Raw genomic sequence first — 25,849 nt, 5'->3', positions numbered from 1 at the left:
ACTACTCTTCAAGTGCCTCTGCCGCTTCAAGTTTATCATTTTTCACATAAAGTACAACTCTTGTCGTTCCTTCTTCTTCTGCACGCAGTTTATCGTATAAATTTTGTATCTCTATCTTTTTTTCTCTTGAGACTGGTTCTCTTACAGATTTATATTCTACAGCTTTTCCATCTTTTATCACAGTAGAAACCCTTGCAAAAACCCAATAATACCCACCATCTTTACGACGGTTTTTTACATATCCTTCCCAAGTATCTCCTCTCTCTACTGTTGCCCACAGATCAGCAAAAGCTGACCTTGGCATATCTGGGTGCCTGATGACATTATGTGGTTTACCTATGAGCTCTTCTGGTTTATACCCGGAGATCTCTGCAAATGTCTCATTTACATATGTGATCTTCCCCGTAAAATCTGTACGGGAAACAATGAGTTCATCCTCTGGTACTTCTGTCTCTATAAACATATCAAATGTCGTTTTCATAAATTATCCTTTTAGTACTATTTATATACTCTGCATATATTATATCATTTTTTGATAATTATTTTTAAGATATTTTAATAAAATACTCTATTAAAGAATTTAAAGTATAATACGATTAATTACAAAAAGGCAACTAATATATGGAACACATGATCTGGAACGTCAATCCTAATATCTTAGAATTAGGAGCTATCCAACTTCGCTGGTACGGGCTTCTTTTTGTAGGTTCTTTTTTTCTCGGACTCATGATACTCAACTGGATATACAAACGTGAGAAGAAAGATCCTGCTGTACTTGATAGCCTCCTCATCTACATTATGATCGGTGCGGTAGTAGGTTCTCGTTTGGTACATTGTTTTTTCTATGAACCGGACTACTACCTAAGTCATCTAGTTGAAATACTGGCTGTATGGAAAGGCGGACTTGCCAGCCATGGTGGTCTTGCCGGAGTACTCATAGCCCTTTACGTATTTGCTAAACGTTATAATGAGTCTTACACATGGCTTCTTTCCAGAATAGCTATACCTGGTGCATTGACTGCTGCTTTTGTCCGTTTTGGTAACCTTTTCAACTCTGAGATACTGGGAACACCCTCTGAACTTCCATGGGCAATTATCTTCCAGCGTGTGGATATGATACCACGACACCCTGTACAACTTTATGAAGCATTTGCCTATCTCATCATCCTTGCACTGCTTGTCACTATCTACCGTAAAGTAACACCTGCTTTTGCTACAAAGATACTCCCTGGAACTTTTTTAGTTACACTCTTTACTGCACGGTTTTTCATAGAGTATGCCAAAACAAGACAAGCAGCCTATACAACAGATTTACCATTTAGTACTGGCCAGATGCTAAGTATACCTTTTATACTCATCGGAATTATTTGGGTAATTTGGGCATTTAAAACAAAAGAAGAAAAATGACACGTATAATAACAGAGAAATACGCATTTGGCATAGATATCGGTTCTACTACCGTCAAATATGTACTCTGTGATGAAGATTTTAATATCATCGCCAAAGAGTATACAGCCCATGACACCAAACAGGCCGAAACACTCCTAAGACTGCTCGAAACACTTGCTACTACCCATCCTGAAGCATATAAAAAGATAGACAAAGTCTACATTACAGGTTCAGGTGCAAGCCGCATAGCTCCAACGATCAATGCCCGTTTTGTGCAAGAGGTCAATGCTGTGGTGCTTGCTGTGGAATATTATCATCCTGATGTGAATGCAGTGGTAGAGCTGGGTGGGCAAGATGCGAAGATCATCCACTTTAAAGAGGGTGATGATGGTAAAAAAACTGTCTCTACTTCTATGAATGACAAGTGTGCATCAGGTACCGGTGCAACCATAGAAAAGTGTACCATGAAAGTAGGGATGGAGAGTGAAGATGTACAAAAGCTCACCTTTGAGACAGACAAACTGCACCATGTTGCTGCAAAGTGTGGTGTATTTGCTGAAACAGACATCGTCAACCTTGTAAAGACCTCTGTACCTTCCAATGAGATCATGAACTCACTGGCCGATGCCATAGTTATGCAAAACCTTACTGTATTGACACGTGGTAGTACACTCATGCCTAAAGTACTCCTCTTGGGAGGACCTAACACTTACTTGCCATTTCTACAAGAGTGCTGGCGTATGCGTATTTCTGAACTTTGGGATGAGAGAGGGATAGAGTATGATAAAGAGAAGATCAATGAACTCATTATTGTTCCTGAGAATGCCCAATATTATGCTGCCTTTGGTGCAGTAGTATTTGGTGAGGGTGAAGCCAACCACGACAAATCTTTTAATGGCATACTTCAACTCAAAACTTTAGTAGAATCGGGAAGCATACAGAGCAGTTCAAGCAACGATGCTCCGCTTGTGCAAAGTGCTGAAGAGCTGAAAGCCTTTAAAGATGCCTATAGCATCCCACCTTTTGCACCTGTGAAACTGAGTGAAAAAACAGAGTGCTACTTAGGGATGGATGGAGGCTCTACCAGCTCTAAAGCTGTCTTGGTTGACAAAGAAGGAAAACTGCTTCTCAAAATCTATCAACTCTCAAAAGGAAACCCTATACAAGACACTATAGAGTTACTTGAGAAGATCAAAGAACAAGACCCGAACAACTTCTACGACATTAAAGGTCTAGGTACGACCGGATATGCAGCTGATGTACTGGAGGGGGCACTGAATGCAGATGCAAACATTATCGAGACCATTGCTCATATGAAGAGTGCCCAAGCCGTCTTTGGTGAGAGTATCGACATCATTTGTGACATTGGGGGACAAGACATCAAAGTGCTTTTTATGGAAAACGGCATGATGAAAAACTTTCGTCTCTCCAATCAGTGTTCTGCAGGTAACGGAACTCTGCTTCAAAGTATGGCAAAGCAGTTTGGTGTTGAAGTAGAAGAGTTTGCCGATGTTGCATTTAGCGCCACACAAGCCCCTCTCTTTAACTATGGCTGTGCGGTCTTTCTGGATACAGACAGGGTTAACTTCCAAAAAGAAGGATACTCGAAAGAGGAACTTTTTGCAGGTATCGCTAAAGTACTGCCTAAAAATGTATGGCAGTATGTTGTTCAAGCCCCTAACCTTGCTGCTTTTGGTAATCACTTTGTACTCCAAGGGGGTACTCAATACAACCTTGCTGCCCTTAAAGCCCAAGTGGATTACATTGAAGAGCTTGTTCCAGGTGCCAGAGTGGATGTACATCCTTACCCTGGTGAGGCGGGTGCGTTTGGTGCCGCTATTGAAGCTAGAGATGTGGTCAAGCGAAAAGGTTTTACTACCTTTGTAGGTTTGGAAGAAGCACTTCAACTCACTTATACTTCCCGTACTGATGAGAGTACCCGGTGTCACTTCTGTCCCATAGACTGTTCCCGTACCTTTATCGACACGCAAACACCCAACTCTGAAACTGTACGTTACATCGCAGGGTTTGCATGTGAGAGTGGGACAGTAGAGTCTCCAGAGGCACTCAAAATACTCCAAAATGAACGGAAGTTACTACAAAAAGATACACCAAACCTTGTTAAAAAAGAGTCTAAAGCACTCTTTGCTTCAAGCTATATGTTAGAGAAAAAACCTACTTCAGCGACACAAGTGACTACCCAAGAGGTAAAAGTAACACTGCGTGGATGGGGACCTACTTTACGAAAAGAAGTCAAAAGAGCTTTTGAAGTGAGTAGTGAAGAAGATAGAGAACATCGCAGAAAAGTACGCATCGCCATACCAAAAGTTCTCAATGTTTATAACACTGCGCCTTTCATTAGAGCCTATCTTGAAGCTTTAGATATTGCTCCTGCTCATATTCAGTTTTCTGGTTTCTCTAATGAAGATATGTACCTCGAAGGAGCGAAATACGGTTCAGTGGATTCCTGTTTCCCTGCAAAGGTGGCACAGTCTCATGTCTATGCACTGATGTTTGGTAAAAAGTTCTCCAAAGTTGCTTTTGACTATCTTTGGTTCCCTGCCACGGTTACCCTGCCTGGCTTTATTACCAGTACGATGGGGCAGACGGCTTGTCCTATCATCGTGGGGACACCTAGAGTGGTTTACTCCGCTTTTACCAAAGAAAAAGACCTCTTTAAAAATAGAGGATTAGAGTACATTGATGACTCCATGACCTTCAGTAACAAAACCCTACTTAAAAAAGAGCTCTTTAACACTTGGAGAGAACGACTGCGCATTACCAAAGATGAAAGTAACTGGGCAGTAGCACAAGCGTGGAAAGCACTGGAAGCTAATGATGAAGCTATGATGCAAGAGGGGAAAGAACTACTCAATGAAGCAGTCAAAAATGATGAAATTATCATTCTGCTTTTAGGACGACCTTACCACTCTGATCCAGGCATCAACCACGAAGTACTCGATGAGTTCCAAAGTCTTGGCTTTAAAACACTCTCCATGCGTGGCATCCCAAGAGATGAAAAGTATCTTGAAGAGTATTTTGGTGAGGACCTGGCACAAGGCTACATCGAAGACAACTTTGATATCCGTGATGTCTGGCCGGAGAATTACTCTACCAACTCGGCACAAAAAGTCTGGGCAGCCAAATTTGCAGCACGACACCCCAACATTGCAGTACTTGACCTCTCAAGTTTTAAGTGTGGGCATGATGCACCTACCTACTCTATCATCGATAAAATTTTAGGCGCAAGCCGTACACCTCACCTTACCTTGCACGACATAGATGCAAATAAACCTGGTGGCTCGATCAAAATAAGAGTGAAAACATTTGCTTACACGCTCGAGCAGTATAAAAGGACACTCATGAAACATAAACAAAATCCTCTCAATACTAAGCACTCAACCCTCTGCACTACTCCACAGGAGATGACAGTATGAGTTCATGTAGTGGTATAAAACCTCATGACGACAGTAATACAAGTCTGGGCTATCTTGGCAGGGAAGCTACACAATGGCGTGACACTATTAACAAAAGCTATACAAGAGCAGACAAAAAAGACACTACTATACTCTTTGGAGGTATGACCATACTCCAAGACAAGCTTGTCATGTCAGCACTGCAATCTTTAGGCGAAAACTATGTTGCACTGCCCAATCCTGATTTTGAATCCTTCCGAAAAGGGAAAGCATTTGGAAATAGAGGACAGTGCAACCCAACTTACTTTACAGTAGGAAACCTTGTGAAATACCTGCAAAACTTACAAAAAGAGACAGGGATGAGTAGTGAAGAGATAGTACAAAAATACCTCTATGTTACTGCTGGTGGCTGTGGTCCTTGCCGTTTTGGTATGTATATCACTGAATATCGAAAATCACTGAAAGATGCAGGATTTGAAGGCTTTCGCATCATGAGTTTTCAACATAATGAGGGTATCTTTCAAGCCAAAAATGATGAAGAGAGCATGAACTTCTCTCCTACCTTTTTCATGACATTGATCAAATCCGTTATCATTGGTGATATCATCAACCTTTTAACCTACAAAATGCGTCCCTATGAAATAGAAAAAGGAAGTACTGATGAAGCTGTAGAGAAATGTTATGAAATACTCAGAGATGCATTTATGCAAAAGAAAAATCTTGTCTTGGCAATGTGGCAATGCCGTAAAGTATTGGAAAAAGTAAAACTTGACCGTCTGCAACCTAAAGCCAAGGTAATGGTCATGGGTGAATTCTGGGCAGCGATGACTGAAGGTGACGGCAACTACAATCTTCATAAATTTTTAGAGGCTGAGGGTGCAGAGTGTATCCCTCAGCCTATTATGAGCCGTTTGATGCTGAGTATTTGGGAAGCTGAATATGCTGCGGGTAAAGTGGAAGACTTAGAAGATGGAGAGATGAAAAGCATTGACTTTAGCAATGTCAAAACCAAAGTGATGATGAAACTGGCAAAAGCAGCAGTCAAAACCTATTTCACTCTCTATGCAAAATCTGCCGGACTGCATGACTATGAGATACCAAACATCGAAGAACTCTCTAAACTCTCTAAACTCTATTATCCACTGGATGCTGAGGGAGGAGAAGGACATTTGGAAGTAGCACACCTTCTGGAGAGCGTGAAACACAATCTCTCACACCTTGTCATCTCAGTAAAACCTTTTGGATGCATGCCCTCTTCCGCAGTTTCAGACGGTATCCAGTCTCTGGTCACAAGCCACTACCCCTCAGCCAACTTCCTCTCCATAGAAACTTCAGGAGAAGGAGCAGCCAATTTCTACTCAAGGGTACAAATGGCCCTCTTTAAAGCCAAACAATCTGCTAAAGAGGAGTTTGAAGCACTGGAGATACCTGAGGATATTCCAGATAAGGTGCATAATTATCTGTATCAGCCTAAAGGAGAAATGGCAGGGAGTGCAGCACAGTTACTTATCAGTATACAACACAGAGGACTCTAACGCTCCTCTGTTCTATGTACTACCTCAGCCAGCTCCTCTTCAACCGTTTCATCAATATCAAGTTCCTCTACCAGCCCAGCTTCAGGGTTTTTAAATACAGACATATCAAATTCTTTTTCACTCTTAGCCACTACACAAGTGACCACAGCATCTCCTGTAACATTGACAGAAGTACGTATCATGTCAAGTAGCCTGTCAACACCTAAAATGAGTCCGATACCCTCTATTGGAAGCCCTACTTGCACAAAGACCATAGAGAGCATAATGAGCCCTACTCCAGGTACTCCTGCTGTACCTATGGAAGCCAGTACAGACATGAGTATCACGGTAAGGTAACCACTCAGTCCCAACTCTACTCCATAGACATTGGCTATGAAGACTGTAGCGACTCCTTGCATAATGGCAGTACCATCCATGTTGATCGTAGCACCGAAAGGTACTGTAAAAGAGGCAACAGAATTGTCAACACCCATACGTTTAGTGACAGATCTTAGTGTCACTGGTATCGTTGCATTCGAAGATGCTGTAGAAAAAGCAAAGACTTGGGCATCTCGTATCTTTTGTAAAAACATTTTAGGAGAGAGTCCTGAAAAAAGTTTTAGTATGAACATGAGTGTTCCAAAAAGATGCAACAGCAATGCAGCAATGAGAACCAATACATACCCCGCTAAACTCACCAAAAGATCCAAGCCAAGTTCTGAAATGGCTTTGGCCAAAAGTGCAAAGACTGCAATGGGCGCTACAGACATCACGATGTTGACCATATGCATCATTGCTTCATTTAGCACCTCAACACCCTCTGCAATGCTTTGTGCCTTCTTCCCTACCATCACAAGAGAAATACCTAGCAAGATAGAGAAGAAAATGATCTGCAGCATATTACCAGAGGCAAAAGCATTGATGACATTATCAGGTATGATGTTGATAAGCACATCTGAAAGGGGTGGTGCTTCTTTACCCGTAAAAGTACTTGTCGTTGTCCCATTGGTACCAGATCCAGGTGCTACGATAATGGCCAAGCCTATGGCTGTAGCGATGGCTATAGCTGTGGTAAGTATATAAAGCCCAAATGACTTTAGCCCCACTTTTCCAAGTTTAGAGATATCCCCAATACCCAGTACCCCAGAGATAAGTGAAAAGAAGACCAAAGGCACAACAAGCATCTTGAGTGCTGTGATGAACATCTTTCCTATGATATAAAAGAGACCGCCTACCACATACTCATGTGTGAAGCTACCCTCAACATTCCAACCACTTACATTGATTATCAATCCTACAATGATACCCAGGAGCATCGCCCAGAGTACTTTTGCTGTTAAAGTCATTTCAATCTCCTCTATGTGTAGCCGTTATTTTAGTGGATATTTCTGAAAGTTGTATCACTTCCATTTCATGATAAAATCTTTAACTCTGTAGCATAGGAATTCCTGCCCACGCTACAAAAAAATTTGTTTGACTTATATGATAGTAGAGGTATTTCTATTTTTGACTAAGTATTGGAGCGAATGCCTTAGTACTTACTCGTACACTGTCACCTATTTTTAAATTTTTAGCTTCATCTTGACTTACTACCACTTCCACAAGTTGTTGCCCTATAGATATGATAGCCACATAGATAACATCAACTTTTTTTATATCTAAAAGTTCCCCTTCGAAAGAGAATTTTTGACTTCCCAATGTTTTGAGTAAAACATCTTTTGGAGTTCCATCATCTATAATAACACCCTGATTTAAAACTACAATACGAGAAGCCAATCTATATATTTCACTTGGATCATGACTTACCATAATAGTTGTAGTATCAAACTCTTTATGTAGGGTTAATATCTCATTTTGAAGTTTTGTTCTCATAGATGGGTCAAGAGCTGAAAGTGGCTCATCCATAAGTAGTAGTTTTGGTTCGTTCATCATAGCCCTACACAAACTTACACGCTGTTTTTGTCCACCGCTTAGTGTGTTTGGAAGCCTGTTTTTTAGCTCACTTAGTTCTGTAATTTGTAATAGATGATTTGCTAACTTTTTATCTTTATTTACAAATAAAAGATTTTCTTCAACACTCATATTGGGGAAAAGTGCATAATCTTGAAATACAAAACCAATTTTCCTTTTTTGTGGTGGCAATACATTTTTGTCATCTAGCCATATATCTTCACCAATTTTGATAGTTCCATTTGCATCTTCAAGCCCGGCAAGTATCCTTAAAAGTGTCGTTTTTCCACTACCACTTTGTCCAGCCAGTGCTATAAAATCACCCTCTTTTATTTCAAGATTTACATCTAAATCCATCTCTCCACTACTTCCGTGAAGTTTTTTATTTATATCTATTGTTATCATTTATGAAACCCACCAAACTTTTTATTCTGCTTACTATTAAACATATACACACTCAGAAGTACTAAAAAGCTAATCACCACCATAATAGCACTATAAATATGTGCTGATGTATAATCCATGATCTCAACCATCTCATAAATTGCTACCGAAGCTACTTTTGTCTCATCAGGGATACTTCCACCCACCATCAAAACTACTCCAAACTCTCCAACAGTATGGGCGAAGGTTACAATAATTGCCGTCATCAAAGCCGGTTTGATATTTGGTATCGCTACACGAAATATAGTCTCAAATTTACTTTTTCCTGATACATAAGATGCTTCAAGCATATTTTTATTTATATTTTCAAAACCGCTTTGAAGAGGCTGAACCATAAAAGGAAGTGAATAAAAACAACTTGCCACTACAAGTCCCGTAAAGTTAAATACAAGTTTTACATCAAAATACTCATCAAAAAAAGCTCCAATAGGTGAATTTTGAGATAAAGCAAATAAAATATAAAATCCCAAAACTGATGGAGGCAATACAATAGGCAGTGCAGTAACAGCTTCCAAGAATGGTTTTGCCTTTGAAGAAGTTTGTGATAGATACCAAGCCAGAGGTAAGCATAGTATAAATAAGATCAAAGTAGTAAGGGCTGCCAGTTTAAAGGAGAGTAAAAAAGGGGTGAATTCAAGATTTTGTAATATTTCAAGCATTATAAAACCTTTAAAATAGACAATTCACTTGCCTTGATAAACGCAGTCACTTCATCACCTACTTTTAAATCCATTTTTTTACTTGACTCAAATGTAATGATAGATTCTAAAACAAACTCTTCTATTTCCAGTTTAACACTGCTTAATAGTTTCCCATTTTCTAACTCTTTTATTTTTGCTTTTAGTTGATTGGAGTAACTCAACATACCGCTAAACTCTTTAGCTATTGCTATATAAGTTGGTTTTGTTATTAACTTTACGTTAGTTCCTATTTTTATATCATCACTTAGATCTAAACTCATCATACTAAGCGTTTGACCTGAAAAATCGAACTTAACAATATTGAGATTATCAATAGTATCAATTTTTGTTACTGTAGCTATAAGAGTATTCATGGTACTGTATATCCAAAATCTTCAAAGGTCTTTTTCGATTTTTCGCTTAAAATAAAGTTATAAAATGCCTCTACCTCACTATTTTTTTCACCCTCTTTTAGTATCACTATACCTTGATCAATGGGAGCATAAAGTTTAGGATCTACTTCACCCCAGTTTACCCCTTTTTTAAATTCAGCCATTTTAGGGGAGAAAAGCGATGATTTAGCAATAATCCCCATATCCGTAGCTGTAACAGTATATGATACGGTTTGTGAAATTGATTCAGCGTACACAAATTTTTTCTTTACATCGTTATAAACGCCGGCATTTTTCATAGCTTCTACTGCTGCTTTTCCATAAGGAGCAGTTTTGGGATTGGCAATAGCTATTTTTTCTATTTTTTTATCTTTTAAGAGTTTAATTCCTTTGGTAAAATCTTGGGCTTTATTACTGAAAAGGGCAATTGCACCCTGAGCATAGATTATTGGCTTTGTTACTGCTGTTTTATCTTTATATAAAGCATTTGGATATTTCATATTTGCAGACATAAAAAGCTGATATGGTGCCCCATTTTTTATTTGAGCGGTTAACTTTCCACTGCTTCCAAGGGTAACTTTTACTTTTGTATCTGGATAAAGTTTGCTGAACTCTTTTTTTAGGTCATCTATAGCATAACTTACATTGGCTGCTACGGCAATTTGAATAGTTCCTGCCATACTGTATGTTGAAAACAGTATTATAAAAAATAGTTTTAATTTCACTTGGTTCATTCTCTATTTTCCCAACATAATATCATTGGATTTTATCATAGCCATGACAGAACTTCCCTCTTTAAGTTCCATCTTTTCAAAAACATCTTTAGACACTACAGAAACAATTGTGTCATGGTTCCCTATATCTACTAAAACTTTAGCATTTTCTATATCTGTATCTATCTTGCTCACTATACCTTTTAGTCTATTCTCTTCACTCTTTTCATCTTCTAATGTAGACAATAAGACTGAACTGGATTTAAATATCGCTGTAACAGTTTGATTCTCTTCTATATGCAAGTTTTCTACGGCTTCTTTTGTGATAACAGAAACAAGGACTTGTCCACTCTTTAACTTCAAGTGTATCTTTGCATTTACATTTGCAGATTCTACAGAGATTACCTCAGCCTGTATCTGATTTCGTGCAGAAATTTGCATCGCAAGCCTTCCTATGGTCTTAAATGCACCACTTTGTATATCTGTAAACTCTGACAATCTTTCCAAAAAACGTGTATGTTCTTCTTTGAGCACGGCATAATTTTCTAAAAGTGTTAACCCATAGGCTGTAATGGTAGTACCCCCACCATCTTTCCCTCCCGTCTCTCTGTGGACGATGGGTTCTGGCGAAAGAGAGTTCATCGTATCCACTGCTTCCCACGCACTTTTATAACTCATAGGTACAAATTTAGCTGCTTTAGAGATGGAACCATGCTCTTCTATGGCATGAAGCAGTTCTATACGCTTCTCTAGTAAAAAAGGTTTACCTAACATTTCTAAAGTAAGTGCAGAAGTAAGTTCCATCTATTTCCTTATGTTCCATTATATATAACGAAAATACTATCATTATATACCTTAAGATATAACGGTAGATTCTCAGCTATTGACAAAATAACCCAAAAGTGTTAGAATCCGCACATCTACCATTAATGGGAGTGACTTGGTTTCGACTGGAGTAGTCGGGGCTATGTGCATGTCGGACTGAGCAATTCCGTTACGCGGCTCAAACGCATTTAAACGCAAACAACACAGATTATCGTCCAGCTTACGCAGTAGCGTAAGTCATTAACCCCGCTAACGCGGAGGACTGCCTCGCCGGTGAGTGTCATCTTACCCGGACTTTGAGGTATCACATCTGATGACTATGCTCCATGGAAGCTATGCCATGGTGTGAGAATTTTAGCTCGTCTTGTAAAGTTTTGAGTGTAGTACAAAGCAGGATTAAAATTAACAACACTGACTAAGCATGTAGAGTCATAGTTCTATCTATTTTAGGACAGGGGTTCAATTCCCCTCACTTCCACCAAACTCACAATTCAATCCAATTCAACAAAACCGACGTAACGAAAAATACGGGCACCTAAATCATAGTTTTTTATTATAGCTTACAAGATAATCATCTATTAATTTAACCTTCAAACTCCTACTCATTCCCTGATGCAATTTAATAAGCTTTTTTAGCTGAGTAAAGACACCTCCATCTAAAGAGGTAGTAGAGGTAAGTCTGGATACAATCTTTTTTAAATCTTTTGAAGCTTCAAGTTTTGGCTTTCGTGTTACATAACGTTGTATAATCATCTTTTGATGGAAGTGACACATTTGTACTGGAAACTCATCAAAAGCCTCTCTTACCATCAATAATAATACCATTAACAGTAAATCCCATAGCAATTAATTCATCTTTGAGATAAACATAGTCTTTGCTCTTCTCTGATTCGATATGTTTCCATATAAGTACTTCTTTAGTGATTAGATCTTTAAACACAAGTACACCAAATTTGTCTCTACGTCTACCAAAGAAAGTAGCATCTGCAACAACTGTTACAGTTCTTGGATCATATTCAAATATTTATTTTCTGATCCAGAGAATACTTCGTTGATATTTATGGGATAATTGTTTGAGAGTTTGTGGAATGACCCCTATAACCTAGACACTTACCAATTCAGTAAAAACCTAATTTTATGAAGTCTCAATATTATACCTTTTTTCAAATTCATTTGGTGAGATATAGCCTAAATAACTATGACGTCTTTTGGCATTGTAGAACATCTCTATATACTCAAATATTTTGGATGCTGCAATTTCTCTTGTCTCAAAGTTCTGCTTTCTAACTAACTCTTTTTTGAGTGTTTTAAAAAAGCTCTCTGCCACTGCATTATCATAACAATTTCCACGTCTGCTCATACTCAAGATAATGTTATGCTCTTTTGCAAGTTTTGTATACTCATACGAGCTATATTGACTTCCTTGGTCCGAATGCAGTATCACGCTGTCTGTATTGTTAAGTCTTGTTGTAGCCATTTTAAGAGCTTTTATGATTAAAGGCGTGGTTTGCCTATGACCTGTAGCCCAACCTACTATTTTTCGACTATAGAGATCTAACACAGTAGCTAGATAAACCCATCCTTCTTTAGTTCTAATGTATGTGATGTCACTTACCCATGTATCGTTTGGTTTTTCTACGATGAAACATTGTTTCAGATAATTAGGATGTGCTTTATGAACTGATCCAGCTTTGCTATAGGGTTTACGTTTATAGGTGCCTACACCATAGAGTTTAGCTTTACTCATCAATCTTGCCACACGTTTTTTATTGACATGAATACCAAGCTCTCTTAAATCCTTATGTATATTTCTTGAACCATATACACCATTGGACTCTTTGTATGCCTCTTTTATATGGGTTAGTAACTTCTGATTTTCAAACTCTCTATTGGAAATGGGTTGATTTAGCCACTGGTAGTATCCGCTTCGGTGCACTTTCATTACTTTACACATTTTATCTACTGTATAAGTATGACTATACTCTTTAATAAAAGAGTATTTTAGTTTGTGTGGCTTGCAAAGTACACCGCGGCCTTTTTTAATATATCACGTTCTTCTTTTACCCGTTTGAGTTCTTTTTGTAATTTCTTTATCTCTGCGCTTGACGACTCTACAGCTTTGTTTTTCTCTATGGCTTCTGGGGACTCTAATCTTTTGATCCAGCTTCTTAATGAATCTGGATGCACACCTAATCGATGGGCTGTATCTGCTATCTCATACCCATTCTCTGTGACTTGTTTGACTGCTGCTATTCTAAAATCTTCTGTATATGTTCGTCTTGCCATTTTTAATCCTATAATTCTATGAAATGATTCTACTCACTTTTATTATCGAATTACTGAATTAGTTTTTGTCTAGTTTTTTGGGGTCATTCCATTGTTTATGATAAAAGTATTCATGGAAGACAACTTTATGGAGTTTATCTGGTCTACATTTAGAAGAGAAGCAGTGATTACAATTCTGACATTTATAGCGTTGTACATCTCTACGTTTACCCTTTTTTATAACTTCATTTGAATTACATTCTGGACAATATTTGGTACTTTTTTACAGCCATTTGTAAATAAATCTTCATTTATTCCCAATATACCGTAATTTGAAAGGGTTTTCAGGCGCCCGTTTTTTGCATTAGGTCAATAATGCTTAAGTTATCTTTAGACCCGGAGATAATCATACTACGCTTTTATGCGCCAGACTTTAAGAGGTTAGGTCTGACACGAATTATAGAGTCTGAAAGTACAGACTCTATAGCATAGATCTTATTTGAGATTAATTGAGACTTTCTCTTTCTTGGTATAGGAAGTATCCAAGGCGAGGTTTGTCAGGATGGATTCTAGTTTGGCAATCTTCTCCTCTTGGGCTTTTTGCCTCGCATCCATCATTGCTATTTTTTGATCCTTAGCTTCTGCTTCAGCTCTGGTCTCCTGCACCACCTTAGTAAGCACAGCAACCATATCCATTGAACTCAAACCATCACGGCTTTGAATCGCAACAAGTTCCGGGACATCTTCTGCTATGAATCCGACATAAGACTCTGTTTTGTCTGTTTTGTAGTTATAGGTAACGGGTTGGAGTTTACGGAATGCTGCAAGTGCATCTTCACTGCTAAGTACTTTGATATTCTCTTTGGAGGTACGGCTTGAACTATTGATCCATACACCATTGATGCATTTTGCGCCATTACCTAGATAGAGCATCATTTCATCGACAAAGGGAGAATCGTTTATGATTGAAAATTCCGGACCTCCTGTCCCAGCAAGCGTAGCGACAAATGCGTCTCCGCCCTGGTGTGTTCTAAAGTTCCACTGCTTATTCCTTCTGGCATTTTTCAAAGCAAATCCTGCATCTGATACTTTATCTGCTTCACTGTTGTTTGCAGATAAAACCAGCAGGTTTGTCAAACCATCACCTTCTGTGTTGGAACCTGCCCAGGTACCCTCAAGTTTGCCATTTACTCTGAGCATTTTAGTGTCAAATTCACCGTAAATAAGGGGAAACTCGGTAAGGCTGTTGGAGATATAGAGGGTATTATCCCGGTCGGCGCTAAACCCAGCCATATATCCCAGAAAGACGCTACTGTCGACATCAGCGAGGAAGCCGCTCTGACGGCCAAGGAAGGTGTTATTGTTTCCGGTTGTGTTAGTGTAGCCACTTTCATAGCCGCTGAAGGTGTTGGAGTTTCCGGTCGTATTGCCGCTTCCGCTCTGAACGCCATTAAAGGTATTGTAACTGCCTTCCGTGTTGTCGAAGCCGCTGACTTGTCCGATGAAGGTGTTATTATCGCCAGTCTTGTTACTGGTGCCGCAGCCATCGCCGATGAAGGTATTAAAGGAGCCTATCGTGTTGAGACGGCCGCAGTCAGAGCCGATGAAGGTATTTTGGTGGCCGGTTATATTGTAGAAGCCGCTGAAATAACCGCTGAATGTATTGGAGTGGCCAGTTGTGTTGTTGAAGCCGCTCTGAAAGCCGCTGAAGGTGTTCCAGCTTCCAGTTGTATTGCTGATGCCGCTCCAACAGCCGCTGAAGGTGTTTTTATTACCTGACGTGTTGTTACGGCCGCTTTCATAGCCGATGAAGGTATTTTTATTACCCCACGTATTACCGGAGCCGCTTTCATAACCAATGAAGATGTTTAGGTCACCATTAGTCGTGTTGTGGCCAGCATTGTACCCCATAAACACATTATACATTCCAATCCCATAATCAAGATTGGTTCCGGCACCATAGCCATAATAGACATTTTCATTCGAATCCGCTTCGCTACCACCGTAAAGTACGCTACTGTTTATTAATGCTATCACTGCAACGATACTTAATGTTCTGTATTTTTTCATGGTAAATCCTTTTTATATTTTAGGTTTCCACCCACCCTTTTCTCCTGATCCATGCATCGTACACGCCTAATTATTTCAAATACAACAATCTATATATTTATAGTATAAGACTAATCAACTTAGGGAAAAATAAAAGGTGGCCTATTGAATTGATGTAGTTTTGAACGAGCTTTGGAGAGTAAGAAAGTTCCCGCCATAGCGGGAAACAGTTATTTAAGAGAGACTTTCTCTTTGCTCGCATTGCTTGTATCTAGTGCGAGGTTTGTTAGGATGGATTCTAGCTGTACCACTCTTTGTTGCATTGTTTCGAGTTGAGTTTTTGTTGCTGTGAGCTGTTGTTCTTGCTCTCCGACTCTCTGCTGAAGAAGTTCATTATTTTTCTCCTGCTCCTGCAGCACCTTCGTCAACACAGCAACCATATCCATAGAACTCAAACCGTCACGGCTTTGAATCGCTACAAGTTCAGGGACATCCTCTGCGATGAATCCGACGACTTGCTCTTTTTTATCAGATTTATAGTTATAAGTTACAGGTTGGAGTTTATGAAAGGCTGCCAAAGCATCCTGAGTACTGAGTTCTTTGATATTCTCTTTCAGTGCACGACTAGAAGCATTGATCCATACACCACCTACATTTTTAGCTCCATTACCCAGATAGAGCTCTGTTCCACTGACATCAGATGTAGCATTTGTTACTGTAAATTCTGCCCCTCCTGTCCCTTGTAGTGTTGCCTGGAACGAATCACCACCACTGTTAGTTCTAAAATTCCAACCTTTTGATGTGCTACCATTGACCAATCTAAATCCAACATCTGATGATTTATCTACTTCACTGTTGCTTGCTGATAAAACAAGCAGATTTGTTAAACCGTCACCTACGGTATTGGAACCTGCCCATGCGGAAGCGATATCACCACGAATATCGAGTTTGGCTTGTGGAGAATTGGTACCAATACCGACATTATTGGTAGAGTCCAGATAGAGCGTATTGCTTGCCGTATTGTTCTCAATAGTAAATGGTTGAGTCCCATTTGTTATATCGGTAATATAATAATCAAGGCTGCTACCACCAATTCTTGTTCGCCAAATTGCACTTCCTGTTCCATTTTCAAGATAGAAATCAGTATTACCACTACTTTTTACATGCAGAGCTCCGCTTGGTGTTGTCGTCCCAATCCCCATACGATCTGCTGATCTATCGATAAAGACAGAACCGTTTGCCAGGTTGATGTCACCTGATGAATCGGAAATCAATGCATTCTTCTGAGCCCGGTTAATATTCATTGCTCCATCGGCAATATCAATATTACCTGTACTTACCTCTGCTATAAAACTATTCGCTGCTATACTTTGTTTAGGAAATCGCATGGCTACTACATCATTTACTTGATTTCTTAGATACCAATAATTACGATTACCAGATATTCTCCAGTCATCGCCGACAGTATTCGTATCATCGAAGTCTATAACTGGCATTCCGCTTGAAACTATTACATCTGCAGCATTTAACTGTACTAAAAGTAATGGGCTTAATAAAATACTTGCTGCTATAATACTTATCTGTTTTACTTTTTTCATTTTACACCTCCATTTTCCTCTACATCTATACTCTTGGTTTTTATGCTTCCTTCCCTTACTTCTATGATACCGCCAGCATAGTCACTTTTGACACCCGAAGTTTCTTCTGTCATTGTTTGAGTATCATTAGCAGAAGCAATTTTTTGTGTTGCAGGAACAACTCTCACATCATAACGATATGCTCCATCCACTCCTGAAGGTGACCAAGAAAAAGAGTTACCCTCATACTTCTCATTGACCACCACTTCATCATTTGGACTGATGACTTTGGCGATGACTGTTCCACTTATGTCTGACGTTACTGTCAGCATACCATTTGACTTATCTACTACCATATCTGCAAGTGCACCCACACTTCCAACTACTCCTGCGAGCAAGTATTTTAGTAAAATATTTTGTTTCATGAAAGACCTCCTATTCATTTATATCTATACCTATAAATCCAATTTGAATTCAAACCTAAACACTCATACTTAAATATAACCATTAAGCTATACTTAAGTATAGAACTTTATGACTTAAAAAAAAATAAAATAGGAAGGAGATAAAATTTTTAAATTTTAGATAGTTATTTGACGATGAACCAAGGATTTAAAAGATTTTTTTTATTATATAAAATAGGAATTAAAGATGTTGAATTGTATTGATAAGTCATTTTCCCACTCTCTCTGACTATGGCATCTGCTGCTGTGTCCCATTCCATTGTGGGTGCTAGGCGAGGGTAGATGTCTGCTTCACTTTCTGCCATCATGACAAGTTTCAAAGAACTTTCCTTTGAGATCTGTTCAATATTTTATTATTCTGGAGCCTCTTAGGATAAAAGATATTATAGGGGTAGATAAAGAGATAGATTTACAAGAGCACCTCAATATCTACTGCTACAAAGCTATCTTCAATTCCCCTCACCTCCACCAATTATAAGTAAACCATTAACATGCCCCTTAATATAGGCACTTTATAGAATTTATAAAAATCTATTTTATATTTTCTCCCCTATTTATACCTTTTATTTGTCAAACTCTACAAAACTAAAATGGAATAATCTTTTTCCAAGCCAATCTGTCATCTCTCGCAAACTAAAAAATTTACCTTCTAATGACACATCATCAATTACGTCCAGTTGCTTTATCTTTAGAACTTCTTTAATAGATATTGATTCATGGTGCTCAAAATACGCTTTCTCATCAAATTCAAATAGTTCCATAGGTTTATTTTCCTTCACAAATCTTTGAATCTCTTTTTCAAATGCTTCTTCACGGGAAAGTTGTTCTTCATCTTCTTCCCTTTGATATTCTATTTCTTCCCTTTGCAATCTTTCTTCGTCAATCGTCCATGACCTTTCATGTCGAATTTGATACACTGGACTATTTTCATCTTCATCATCATGCAAGCCATCACCTAGATAACCATATCCCTGATTAGGCAGTTGATTGTCTCCCAAGTCTTCTTTATAATTTTTAATTACTTCAGGAAGAATATTCATACTATTTACAGTTTTGTCATATTCTTCCTGAAGTGAATTGACCATATCATCAATAGAATGGTATTCACTTTTGAGTTTTCTCATTATTTGCTGAGCTTTGAACAACTGATTAAGATACAACTTTTTTCTTTTGCCGAAGAAAGATCTGTATTCCTTAGAATAAGGGTTTTTCAAGAATGCAAAGTTCTCTTTTACTCTATGAAGATACGCTATTTTGTCTTCATAGATTGATAAAGAATCTGCTAATAGTTTATCGCCTGTAAACTCATCTAGTAAATAAGTATTATAGTGCTCTTCTAAAAATTCATAGAAAAATTTATTGGCTGTTGCTATATGATTATACTGCATCACATCATCTAATTTTTTCACAAAAGAATGAATATAGTCAAAAGATTGAATATAGTTTAAAGAACCATACCTGTCATATTCATGGAATAAAGAGTGAGCATCTTGAACTCTTGACCTTTTTCCCTTTATATTACTTTCTTTGGTTTCACCCTCTTTATAAATACCCTTTCCAAATAAAGCTAATCTCCATACAAACTCATTAAATACTGAGTTATCTACGTCTCTGTCCTCATCACATGCTACTTCATCTAGTTTGTTTATTGATATATATTTACTTTCAAGTGATACGAAATGTATCCATACTAAATACTTTCTTAAAAGTTTATCTTGTATTGATGAAAGTTTTCTCTTTTTCATATCAGATAAAACTGAGGTTGCTTCGTACCCCAAGACTGAATCTTCATCCTTAATTGGTATCGACATTTTTTTATCAAATAACAATTCACAATCGATCTCATCAAAATTCCCATATGGTATATTTGTAAAGACATATACTTTGTTCTCTATTTCAATGCACTCTTCTTCTTCAGGTAGAAGACCTTTCTTTTTAATGAGTGCTACACAATTACTACGTAGTGAATAACAATACCGGTATTTTTGTATCATATTTTTAAAAGAGCTAACAGTATGCCTTTGATCCATATCTTTTTTGCGTGTAGGTAAATATGGAAAGAACTTCCCCATAGCATAAAGTTTTAAATCATCAAGTTTTGAATCATTCTTCAATTCTTCTATTTTTTTACTGTTTAATCTTCCAAATCGCTCATAATTCATAAAATATTATATCTTAAACAAGATTACTTCCTTAGATTAAATAGGTAAATAAAAAATAATTCCCTTAAATCCGTTGTATATATCAGTTGTATGTATCCATTATAAATGTAATGACTACCTAATATGACATTATAGAACCTACAATTCACTTATCCAAATAAAGAGAGGTAAGAAGATGAAAAGATATTTTTCAGAAAAGATTTACACAGAGTTAACCCATAGATATAACAAAGCAACCCTCAATAAAAAAGAACTCGCAAATGAACTTGGCGTTTCAGTCTCTTCAATTAACTCATACATAGTGAAAGGTGTCGGTATCCCTGAATATATCAAGGTCGGAACGGGGAAAAATGGAAAAGTTCTCTTCCCCGTGGTAAACGTGGTGACCTATCTGAGTAATACTATCAGAGTCGCCTAAGACCTCTCATTAAGTCTCCATTGTGTTTATGGGGACTTATAGGATGTCTTTAATAGATTTTTCTAACACAATAATGTGTGAAATTGTTCTTTTACAACTCGACATAAGTCGAATCTGGATGACTCGAATGATGGACGTAAGAAATCCCAGTTTTGGTCGGATATCCAGATCATTGTTAAGTTAACCCTTGAGGTCCAAAGTTTCTAATGAGTGGTCAAAGACCCCTCCTTGAACCTTTAACCCCAGCTTGTGACAACAGAACCAGTTTAAATCTTTAATAGATACTTAACCAGCAACCACTCCCAACCATTTTTAAACATAAAAGGTAGGTAGCCATGAAAAACACAAATCCAACAGCACAAGAAACAAAAATGTTCTCTTATTCAGGAAGCAAATTAAAGTATAAAGAACACTTTGAGGAAGCACACAATAAGGCACAGGTAAAAAATGTCCATACATATATTGAGGCATTGTTGTCTTCACTGAATACAATAACAGCCCCTGCACCTGTAAATAATGTGGCATACAACAATACAGTGTCTCAAACTCTAAAATGCGCTACGGCATTCAGTGGAATTGGTGCAGCAGAAGAGGCACTGAAGAATCTTGGTGTCAATCATAAAAATGAGTTCATTGTAGAGATAGACAAATTTGCAAGAGAAACCTTTCAGGCGAACCATGAAGTTAAAAAGGTCTTCACCGATATTACAAAGATAGATCCTAAAAATGTTCCTGACATTGACCTCTTTATTTTTGGCAGTCCGTGCCAGAGCTACTCGTACCAAGGTGGCAAACTGGGCTTGGAAGACACCAGAGGGACACTGGTCTACAACGGTCTTCAAATTGTAAAAGAGAAAGAGCCAAAATACTTCATCTATGAGAATGTCAAAGGGATGGTTACCCACGATAGGGGGAATACCTTCGCAGTGATAAAAGCGGCGTTTGAAGAGTTGAACTACACCATTCAATATGAAGTACTTAATGCAAAACACTATGGCGCTGCCCAAAATCGAGAGAGACTCTTCATCGTTGGTATTAGAAAAGACATCAAGGAAGAATTCACCTTCCCAAAACCACAAGCCGTTTCAAAAACTGTCAATTATTTTATAAGCAATACACCAACGGACTATACGAATTATACATATCCCTCAGAGGGGGCAGTTGCCTATAAGACAAAGAGAGAAACTGACATTAAAAAAGTCTTCATGCTCCCTCATCTCAGGTATGAGTCTGATAGTAGAATCCACTCTACAAATGGAATCAGTCCTTGTATCTTGGCTGGCGGCAAAGTCAAGTTCTATGATGAAAAGAACAAATTGTTCAGATACCTAAACGAACAGGAGCTCAAAGAGCTTCAGGGTTTCAATAAAAATTTTAAATTCCCTGTCTCAAACACACAAGCCAAAAAACAGATTGGCAACTCTATATTCGTAGGTGTATTGGAAGCCATACTTGCGAATCTCATCCCCTCTCCATATAAACAAGAAGAAACACCGGCACTTGCTGCCTAAAACAGACAACTGCCTGTGATGGCAAGGTATGGGTAGAAAGAAGAATATTCACAAGCACAATAATAGGGATACCACCCTTTAACACCCCCTGAGGAGGAAAAAATGGTTTATAAAATAAAAGAAATGGTTGACGGACAAGAAGAGATTATTTACACAAGAGCATATGACGACCTAGAGCGTGAATACTATGAACTGTACCTTGAAGAACAAGGTATTGATGAAGATGAGTATGAAGAGGAAGGCGGGGATATAAGTGACCTATGGGACGAATTCTTTGAGTCTAATCTCTATAAAGAGCTACTTGAGATTGCAGGTGAAGGAGAAGTGCAATGTATACACTAGCTAATCTACTAGAAGAATATAAAGCCGAAATAGTAAAAAGAATAAAGAAAATGAGAACCGATGAAGAAGTTCAAGATTTTTTTGAAAGTGGTGAAGCCAACAGGCTATACCACAGGATGAGACTAGAACGTTTTCCAATGGACTCCATAAATAAATCAAAATAACAACAAGAAAATGAGGTGAATCTGAAAAGATTCCAATATCGGGGAGTTCATCCCTTAAAGCACAGAAAGGCTTAATATGAAAAGAAAAAAAATCGCATTTAAAGAATACAACTATGTCCTTCACATATATGACGCAACACTTGAGATTTCAGTAGAAGACTTTGAGAAATTAGAGTCTGGTGAAATAGATATGATGACCATCGAAAGTAGATATACTCATATCAATTATTGGAATAGTGAATCTAACGATGAATCATTTATCGACTCAATCGAATACCTAGGAGAGGTGAAAAATGAAACAGTTTAGTGAAGCATATTATCCCTTCTCAAAAACCCAAAGCTGGAGACATGAGGCAAATAACAAATGGTTTGAAAACTGTTTGAAACAATTAGAAAAAAAACAATTATTGAAAATCGACGATATCCCTTATGGTCCAAAATACTTCAATAAAGAAGGTGAAGAGATGGATGCCTTTGGTAAACCTGTTGAGAAGTACTCCCTGATAGTGTCAGACTTTATCAATCAAACATGGGGAGGTGTCAGATGAACTTTTGTCAAAGATCCTCAATGAAGGAACAAACCTCTAAACACTCTCCTTTCCATCCAAACATTGGATGGAAAACCTTCCTGCAGAAATTCTTTTTCTAAATCCCGCATTACATTGAAGATTATTAATTTCTTTTAAAATCATCTATGGGGGTGCAACCCTCTAAAACAAAAAAAGGAAATACAAATATGGAAAATAATACAAATACTCCACATAAAAAAATAACCGCAAGAGACAAATACAACACTATCGTTGGAGATTTCATTCATAAGCTGGAAAACAATGATACAGAACCATGGACAAAGTCATGGTCAATGAGTTCAAGTTTGCCAAAAAACTTTGAAACAGAAAATGCATATAGTGGCATGAACATTCTGACACTTATGGGTCAAGGATTTAAAGATTCAAGATGGCTGACCTTCAATCAAATTAAAAAGCTGGGAGGGTCGGTAAAGAAGGGTTCAAAATCAACACCAATCTTCTTTATGAAACCCGTTGACCAAACAAAACTCAATAAAACAACAGGTGAAGAGGAAAACAATCGATATTTTTTAATGCAAGCCTATAATGTATTCAATATGGAGCAGACCGAGAATATAAAATATGAACCTGAAGTGAAACCCTCTGATAAAAACAACCCTATCAGTGATTACATTGAAACCATAGGGATTGATGAATTCATGGGAGCACCTGCATACTCAGCAGAACACGATGTTGTCTTTATGCCCCAAGCAGGTGAATTTGAATCAGAAAACGAATATTATTCGACATACTTTCACGAATTGACGCATGCAACAGGGCACAGGTCAAGATTAGATAGGTTTGAGAAGCATACAGTCTTTGGTGATGAAAGCTACGCTTTTGAAGAGTTGATAGCAGAACTGGGTTCAGCTTTTTTATCCATGGAACATGGCATTGCACCTAATAGCAAAAAACAGGCAGACTATCTGAAATCATGGATTACCGCATTAAAAGAAAAGCCCCAAGTACTCTACAGTGCCGCTTCACATGCAACCAAGGGTGTGAACTGCCTAAACGATATTGTCGCTGCCAAAAGGGCAATACAGATGCCGGACATTGAATTCAAACCTATCGATATCACCACAGTAAAACAGCCAATCCCGTCGAATAACAGACCTTCTAAAACGCCTGTTCCAAAAGTATCATGACTTCATGTAAAGCGTTTTTATTCATTAATCTCACTTTCAATAAAAAACTCTAATATCCAATGAAGTACACCACAAATTTATTGAGGTAAAGAAAAGATTGAAAACCTTATAAAGTTATATATTTTATAAGGTTTTGAGAACAAGACGTTTTCGATATACTAAAAATATAAAAATAAACTGATAATTGAGATTTAAAGACAATGAAAAATCCGAATCGTGAAACAGTATCCAAATTAGAACATCTTCCAAATATTGGTAAAAAAATGGCTAACTACTTAGAAATTGCTGATATTAAAAGTCCTCAATCTTTAATAGGTAAAAATGCTTTTGACTTATACAATAAACTATGCGAAAAGACTGGTAAACAATTTGACCCTTGTGTTATTGATGTATTTATGTCAGTTATTGATTTTATGGAAGGTGGAGAACCTTGTGTATGGTGGGAGTTTACAAGCGAACGTAAAAAATTTGGTTAAACTAATTTCTTATTATAGAAAACGAAAACCTTATAATGTTATATATTTTATAAGGTTTCAAAAATAAGATATTAGTGTGCAGTTTTTGTTATATCTTCAACTTTTATTTCTGCCCTAATCTTATTTTCCTCAGTCTGTTCGTATGTATCATAAAGTTCTTTCACTCTATTTGAGAGCTTCATGCCACCCTTAGTACTTCTATCTGTCCAATAATGCCCTTATAAAACAAATAGACTAAATGATTCGTTAGCCAAAAATCCCCATTAATGTAGGAATCAATAAAGACCAATCAGCTTCATTGTTTATATCACGGGGAAGTATAAGTAGATAGACTATACTAAAGATAAAGATTAAAGGAAAAAGAAATCTACTTGTCCGATCAAGTTTTATAGCTAAATTTTCCCTACCTTTATCAACCAGTTGCGCTGTCAATAAGGAGTGGATAAGTGTAAAAAAGACTAAAATCGTTGATATAAGTATAAATGTGTCTAACCGGGTTAAATAAGATACTCGGGGAATGGAACTAGCAATAGCAAAACGATATGCAACTAACGTCAACATAGAAGTAGTTGAAACACCTATTTGTACACCTGCTTGTGTTGGTGGAACCCAAAAAATAAGCATAGACATAATAACAATAAAGACTAAAGGTAAGATAGCATGAAGCCAATAGTATCCTATTTTTCGGTTAACTGTAAATTGAAAACTAACTGCAGGATCTCCATTCATTAGTTTAAAAGGTTGATATATGAGAGCTTCAAAAGTATGATTAACAACATCCCAGTCTGCAAGAGAAAAAGTATCTGCAAGATCTCCGGCATGATCATTTAGAGGTTTGATAATGATTTTTTTTTCCTCATATTCACCTACACTTACCAATAGAATCTCAAACGTTTGTGTATCAAATGGAAATTCTGATAAGTTGAGTGCTTGAGAGAAATCTCCTACCACTCTTTGTATAAATACAACATGACCTGAGGGAGAGACATGTGCAATACGTGGAAAAGTCCGGCGCAAATGTGTTTCATTTGCAAATGTCATATTTGGATGCCAAATATCATCGAGTTTATACTTTTGCATATCTTTTCCACTGTGAGTCAAACGATCATCTTGCCATTCTAACTGAAAAAAAACATTTGCATTAAAGCTTTGAGAGGCACTTTCAATTTCATTAACATTAAGAAGAAGCATGGTAACATTTACAACAACGGGATCATCAATAGTGCCTGGGTTACTAGTTAATTTAGAGGCTTGGAGTAATGAAATAGAACCTAGAGAATATAAAAGAATAAGAGTGAAAAAAGTTTTTTTTAACATTTAATACCTTTTTTAGACTGTAAGACAAAAAGGTTTGTCTTACAGTCCATTATATACTAACAAT

General features: G+C 37.6%; 26 protein-coding genes, 1 other RNA gene and 2 pseudogenes. 12 read left to right on the top strand and 17 right to left on the bottom strand.

Features of this window, described 5'->3' with window-relative positions:
- Nucleotide 1 precedes the first annotated feature (1 nt).
- On the bottom strand, nucleotides 2-481 hold the full coding sequence (locus ACLHDG_RS01935) for a PAS domain-containing protein (RefSeq protein WP_415407309.1): 480 nt from the start codon (nucleotides 479-481) through the stop codon (nucleotides 2-4).
- Between the two features lie 140 nt (nucleotides 482-621).
- On the opposite strand from ACLHDG_RS01935, the gene lgt reads away from it, so the two are divergent.
- Genes lgt through ACLHDG_RS01920 form a run of 3 tightly spaced genes read left to right on the top strand, consistent with a single transcriptional unit; the run spans nucleotide 622 to nucleotide 6,340 of the window.
- A complete protein-coding gene (lgt, locus tag ACLHDG_RS01930; protein WP_415407308.1) occupies nucleotides 622-1,407 on the top strand; it encodes a prolipoprotein diacylglyceryl transferase in 786 nt (261 codons plus the stop codon).
- Nucleotides 1,404-4,826, top strand: coding sequence for a BadF/BadG/BcrA/BcrD ATPase family protein (locus tag ACLHDG_RS01925; protein WP_415407307.1), 3,423 nt, complete (start codon nucleotides 1,404-1,406; stop codon nucleotides 4,824-4,826). The genes lgt and ACLHDG_RS01925 overlap by 4 nt, the downstream gene beginning before the upstream one ends.
- A complete protein-coding gene (locus ACLHDG_RS01920) occupies nucleotides 4,823-6,340 on the top strand; it encodes a hypothetical protein (RefSeq protein WP_415407306.1) in 1,518 nt (505 codons plus the stop codon). Before ACLHDG_RS01925 ends, ACLHDG_RS01920 begins: the two co-directional genes overlap by 4 nt.
- On the opposite strand, the gene ACLHDG_RS01915 is transcribed toward ACLHDG_RS01920, so the two are convergent.
- From ACLHDG_RS01915 to ACLHDG_RS01890, 6 genes are all read right to left on the bottom strand, one after another.
- Nucleotides 6,337-7,665: a dicarboxylate/amino acid:cation symporter gene (locus ACLHDG_RS01915; RefSeq protein ID WP_415407305.1), complete on the bottom strand. Its 1,329-nt coding sequence runs from the start codon at nucleotides 7,663-7,665 to the stop codon at nucleotides 6,337-6,339. The two genes, ACLHDG_RS01920 and ACLHDG_RS01915, sit on opposite strands and share 4 nt — an antisense overlap.
- A gap of 154 nt (nucleotides 7,666-7,819) precedes the next feature.
- Nucleotides 7,820-8,674: an ABC transporter ATP-binding protein gene (locus tag ACLHDG_RS01910; RefSeq protein ID WP_415407304.1), complete on the bottom strand. Its 855-nt coding sequence runs from the start codon at nucleotides 8,672-8,674 to the stop codon at nucleotides 7,820-7,822.
- Nucleotides 8,671-9,372: a molybdate ABC transporter permease subunit gene (gene modB, locus ACLHDG_RS01905; protein WP_415407303.1), complete on the bottom strand. Its 702-nt coding sequence runs from the start codon at nucleotides 9,370-9,372 to the stop codon at nucleotides 8,671-8,673. The genes ACLHDG_RS01910 and modB overlap by 4 nt, the downstream gene beginning before the upstream one ends.
- Nucleotides 9,372-9,767, bottom strand: coding sequence for a TOBE domain-containing protein (locus ACLHDG_RS01900; protein WP_415407302.1), 396 nt, complete (start codon nucleotides 9,765-9,767; stop codon nucleotides 9,372-9,374). The genes modB and ACLHDG_RS01900 overlap by 1 nt, the downstream gene beginning before the upstream one ends.
- Nucleotides 9,764-10,519, bottom strand: a complete 756-nt coding sequence (gene modA / locus ACLHDG_RS01895) for a molybdate ABC transporter substrate-binding protein (RefSeq protein WP_415407301.1) — start codon at nucleotides 10,517-10,519, stop codon at nucleotides 9,764-9,766. Before modA ends, ACLHDG_RS01900 begins: the two co-directional genes overlap by 4 nt.
- Nucleotides 10,520-10,522: 3 nt before the next feature.
- Nucleotides 10,523-11,302 carry a TOBE domain-containing protein gene (locus ACLHDG_RS01890; protein ID WP_415407300.1) on the bottom strand — a complete coding sequence of 260 codons (780 nt, stop codon included), beginning with the start codon at nucleotides 11,300-11,302 and terminating at the stop codon, nucleotides 10,523-10,525.
- 127 nt (nucleotides 11,303-11,429) lie between these two features.
- On the opposite strand from ACLHDG_RS01890, the gene ssrA reads away from it, so the two are divergent.
- Nucleotides 11,430-11,804, top strand: a transfer-messenger RNA (tmRNA) gene (gene ssrA / locus ACLHDG_RS01885).
- 59 nt (nucleotides 11,805-11,863) lie between these two features.
- Here ssrA and ACLHDG_RS01880 read toward each other — a convergent pair.
- The 9 genes and pseudogenes from ACLHDG_RS01880 to ACLHDG_RS01840 form a co-directional block, all read right to left on the bottom strand.
- Nucleotides 11,864-12,148 carry a hypothetical protein gene (locus ACLHDG_RS01880; RefSeq protein WP_415407299.1) on the bottom strand — a complete coding sequence of 95 codons (285 nt, stop codon included), beginning with the start codon at nucleotides 12,146-12,148 and terminating at the stop codon, nucleotides 11,864-11,866.
- The gene (locus ACLHDG_RS01875) at nucleotides 12,114-12,263 is read right to left on the bottom strand and encodes a hypothetical protein (protein WP_415407298.1); all 150 of its coding nucleotides are present in this window, start codon (nucleotides 12,261-12,263) and stop codon (nucleotides 12,114-12,116) included. Before ACLHDG_RS01875 ends, ACLHDG_RS01880 begins: the two co-directional genes overlap by 35 nt.
- Before the next feature lie 195 nt (nucleotides 12,264-12,458).
- A protein-coding gene (locus tag ACLHDG_RS01870; protein WP_415405575.1) for an IS3 family transposase occupies nucleotides 12,459-13,609 on the bottom strand; the annotation gives its coding sequence in 2 pieces (ribosomal slippage) (nucleotides 12,459-13,366 and nucleotides 13,366-13,609; 1,152 coding nt in all).
- 58 nt (nucleotides 13,610-13,667) lie between these two features.
- A pseudogene (locus ACLHDG_RS01865) lies at nucleotides 13,668-13,844 on the bottom strand (hypothetical protein); the annotation flags it as partial.
- A gap of 239 nt (nucleotides 13,845-14,083) precedes the next feature.
- Nucleotides 14,084-15,658, bottom strand: coding sequence for a tail fiber domain-containing protein (locus ACLHDG_RS01860; RefSeq protein ID WP_415407297.1), 1,575 nt, complete (start codon nucleotides 15,656-15,658; stop codon nucleotides 14,084-14,086).
- A gap of 209 nt (nucleotides 15,659-15,867) precedes the next feature.
- Nucleotides 15,868-17,235 (bottom strand): tail fiber domain-containing protein, encoded by a 1,368-nt coding sequence (locus ACLHDG_RS01855; protein WP_415407296.1) that lies wholly within the window; start codon nucleotides 17,233-17,235, stop codon nucleotides 15,868-15,870.
- A complete protein-coding gene (locus ACLHDG_RS01850; protein ID WP_415407295.1) occupies nucleotides 17,232-17,639 on the bottom strand; it encodes a hypothetical protein in 408 nt (135 codons plus the stop codon). Before ACLHDG_RS01850 ends, ACLHDG_RS01855 begins: the two co-directional genes overlap by 4 nt.
- 164 nt (nucleotides 17,640-17,803) lie before the next feature.
- Nucleotides 17,804-18,022 (bottom strand): annotated as a pseudogene (locus ACLHDG_RS01845) (inositol monophosphatase family protein); the annotation flags it as partial.
- A 219-nt stretch (nucleotides 18,023-18,241) separates the two neighbouring features.
- On the bottom strand, nucleotides 18,242-19,840 hold the full coding sequence (locus ACLHDG_RS01840) for a hypothetical protein (RefSeq protein ID WP_415407294.1): 1,599 nt from the start codon (nucleotides 19,838-19,840) through the stop codon (nucleotides 18,242-18,244).
- A 175-nt stretch (nucleotides 19,841-20,015) separates the two neighbouring features.
- Here ACLHDG_RS01840 and ACLHDG_RS01835 point away from each other — a divergent pair, with 175 nt between their 5' ends.
- From ACLHDG_RS01835 to ACLHDG_RS01800, 8 genes are all read left to right on the top strand, one after another.
- Nucleotides 20,016-20,258: a DNA-binding protein gene (locus tag ACLHDG_RS01835; protein WP_415407293.1), complete on the top strand. Its 243-nt coding sequence runs from the start codon at nucleotides 20,016-20,018 to the stop codon at nucleotides 20,256-20,258.
- 335 nt (nucleotides 20,259-20,593) lie between these two features.
- Complete coding sequence (locus tag ACLHDG_RS01830; RefSeq protein WP_415407292.1) at nucleotides 20,594-21,769, top strand: DNA cytosine methyltransferase; 1,176 nt, start codon at nucleotides 20,594-20,596, stop codon at nucleotides 21,767-21,769.
- A 102-nt stretch (nucleotides 21,770-21,871) separates the two neighbouring features.
- Complete coding sequence (locus ACLHDG_RS01825) at nucleotides 21,872-22,111, top strand: hypothetical protein (RefSeq protein ID WP_415407291.1); 240 nt, start codon at nucleotides 21,872-21,874, stop codon at nucleotides 22,109-22,111.
- Nucleotides 22,099-22,275 carry a hypothetical protein gene (locus ACLHDG_RS01820; protein WP_415407290.1) on the top strand — a complete coding sequence of 59 codons (177 nt, stop codon included), beginning with the start codon at nucleotides 22,099-22,101 and terminating at the stop codon, nucleotides 22,273-22,275. Before ACLHDG_RS01825 ends, ACLHDG_RS01820 begins: the two co-directional genes overlap by 13 nt.
- 76 nt (nucleotides 22,276-22,351) lie before the next feature.
- Nucleotides 22,352-22,582, top strand: coding sequence for a hypothetical protein (locus ACLHDG_RS01815; RefSeq protein ID WP_415407289.1), 231 nt, complete (start codon nucleotides 22,352-22,354; stop codon nucleotides 22,580-22,582).
- On the top strand, nucleotides 22,569-22,823 hold the full coding sequence (locus ACLHDG_RS01810; protein WP_415407288.1) for a hypothetical protein: 255 nt from the start codon (nucleotides 22,569-22,571) through the stop codon (nucleotides 22,821-22,823). Before ACLHDG_RS01815 ends, ACLHDG_RS01810 begins: the two co-directional genes overlap by 14 nt.
- Before the next feature lie 188 nt (nucleotides 22,824-23,011).
- Nucleotides 23,012-23,992 (top strand): ArdC family protein, encoded by a 981-nt coding sequence (locus ACLHDG_RS01805; RefSeq protein WP_415407287.1) that lies wholly within the window; start codon nucleotides 23,012-23,014, stop codon nucleotides 23,990-23,992.
- 200 nt (nucleotides 23,993-24,192) lie between these two features.
- Complete coding sequence (locus tag ACLHDG_RS01800) at nucleotides 24,193-24,468, top strand: helix-hairpin-helix domain-containing protein (RefSeq protein ID WP_415407286.1); 276 nt, start codon at nucleotides 24,193-24,195, stop codon at nucleotides 24,466-24,468.
- Nucleotides 24,469-24,714: 246 nt separating this feature from the next.
- On the opposite strand, the gene ACLHDG_RS01795 is transcribed toward ACLHDG_RS01800, so the two are convergent.
- The gene (locus tag ACLHDG_RS01795; RefSeq protein WP_415407285.1) at nucleotides 24,715-25,785 is read right to left on the bottom strand and encodes a hypothetical protein; all 1,071 of its coding nucleotides are present in this window, start codon (nucleotides 25,783-25,785) and stop codon (nucleotides 24,715-24,717) included.
- Between the last annotated feature and the right edge of the window lie 64 nt (nucleotides 25,786-25,849).

It is taken from the genome of Sulfurovum iocasae, assembly GCF_047716765.1.
GTDB lineage: Bacteria > Campylobacterota > Campylobacteria > Campylobacterales > Sulfurovaceae > Sulfurovum.
Note: the sequence above shows the minus strand (reverse complement) of the source record. Positions and strands in the feature narration are given on the sequence as shown.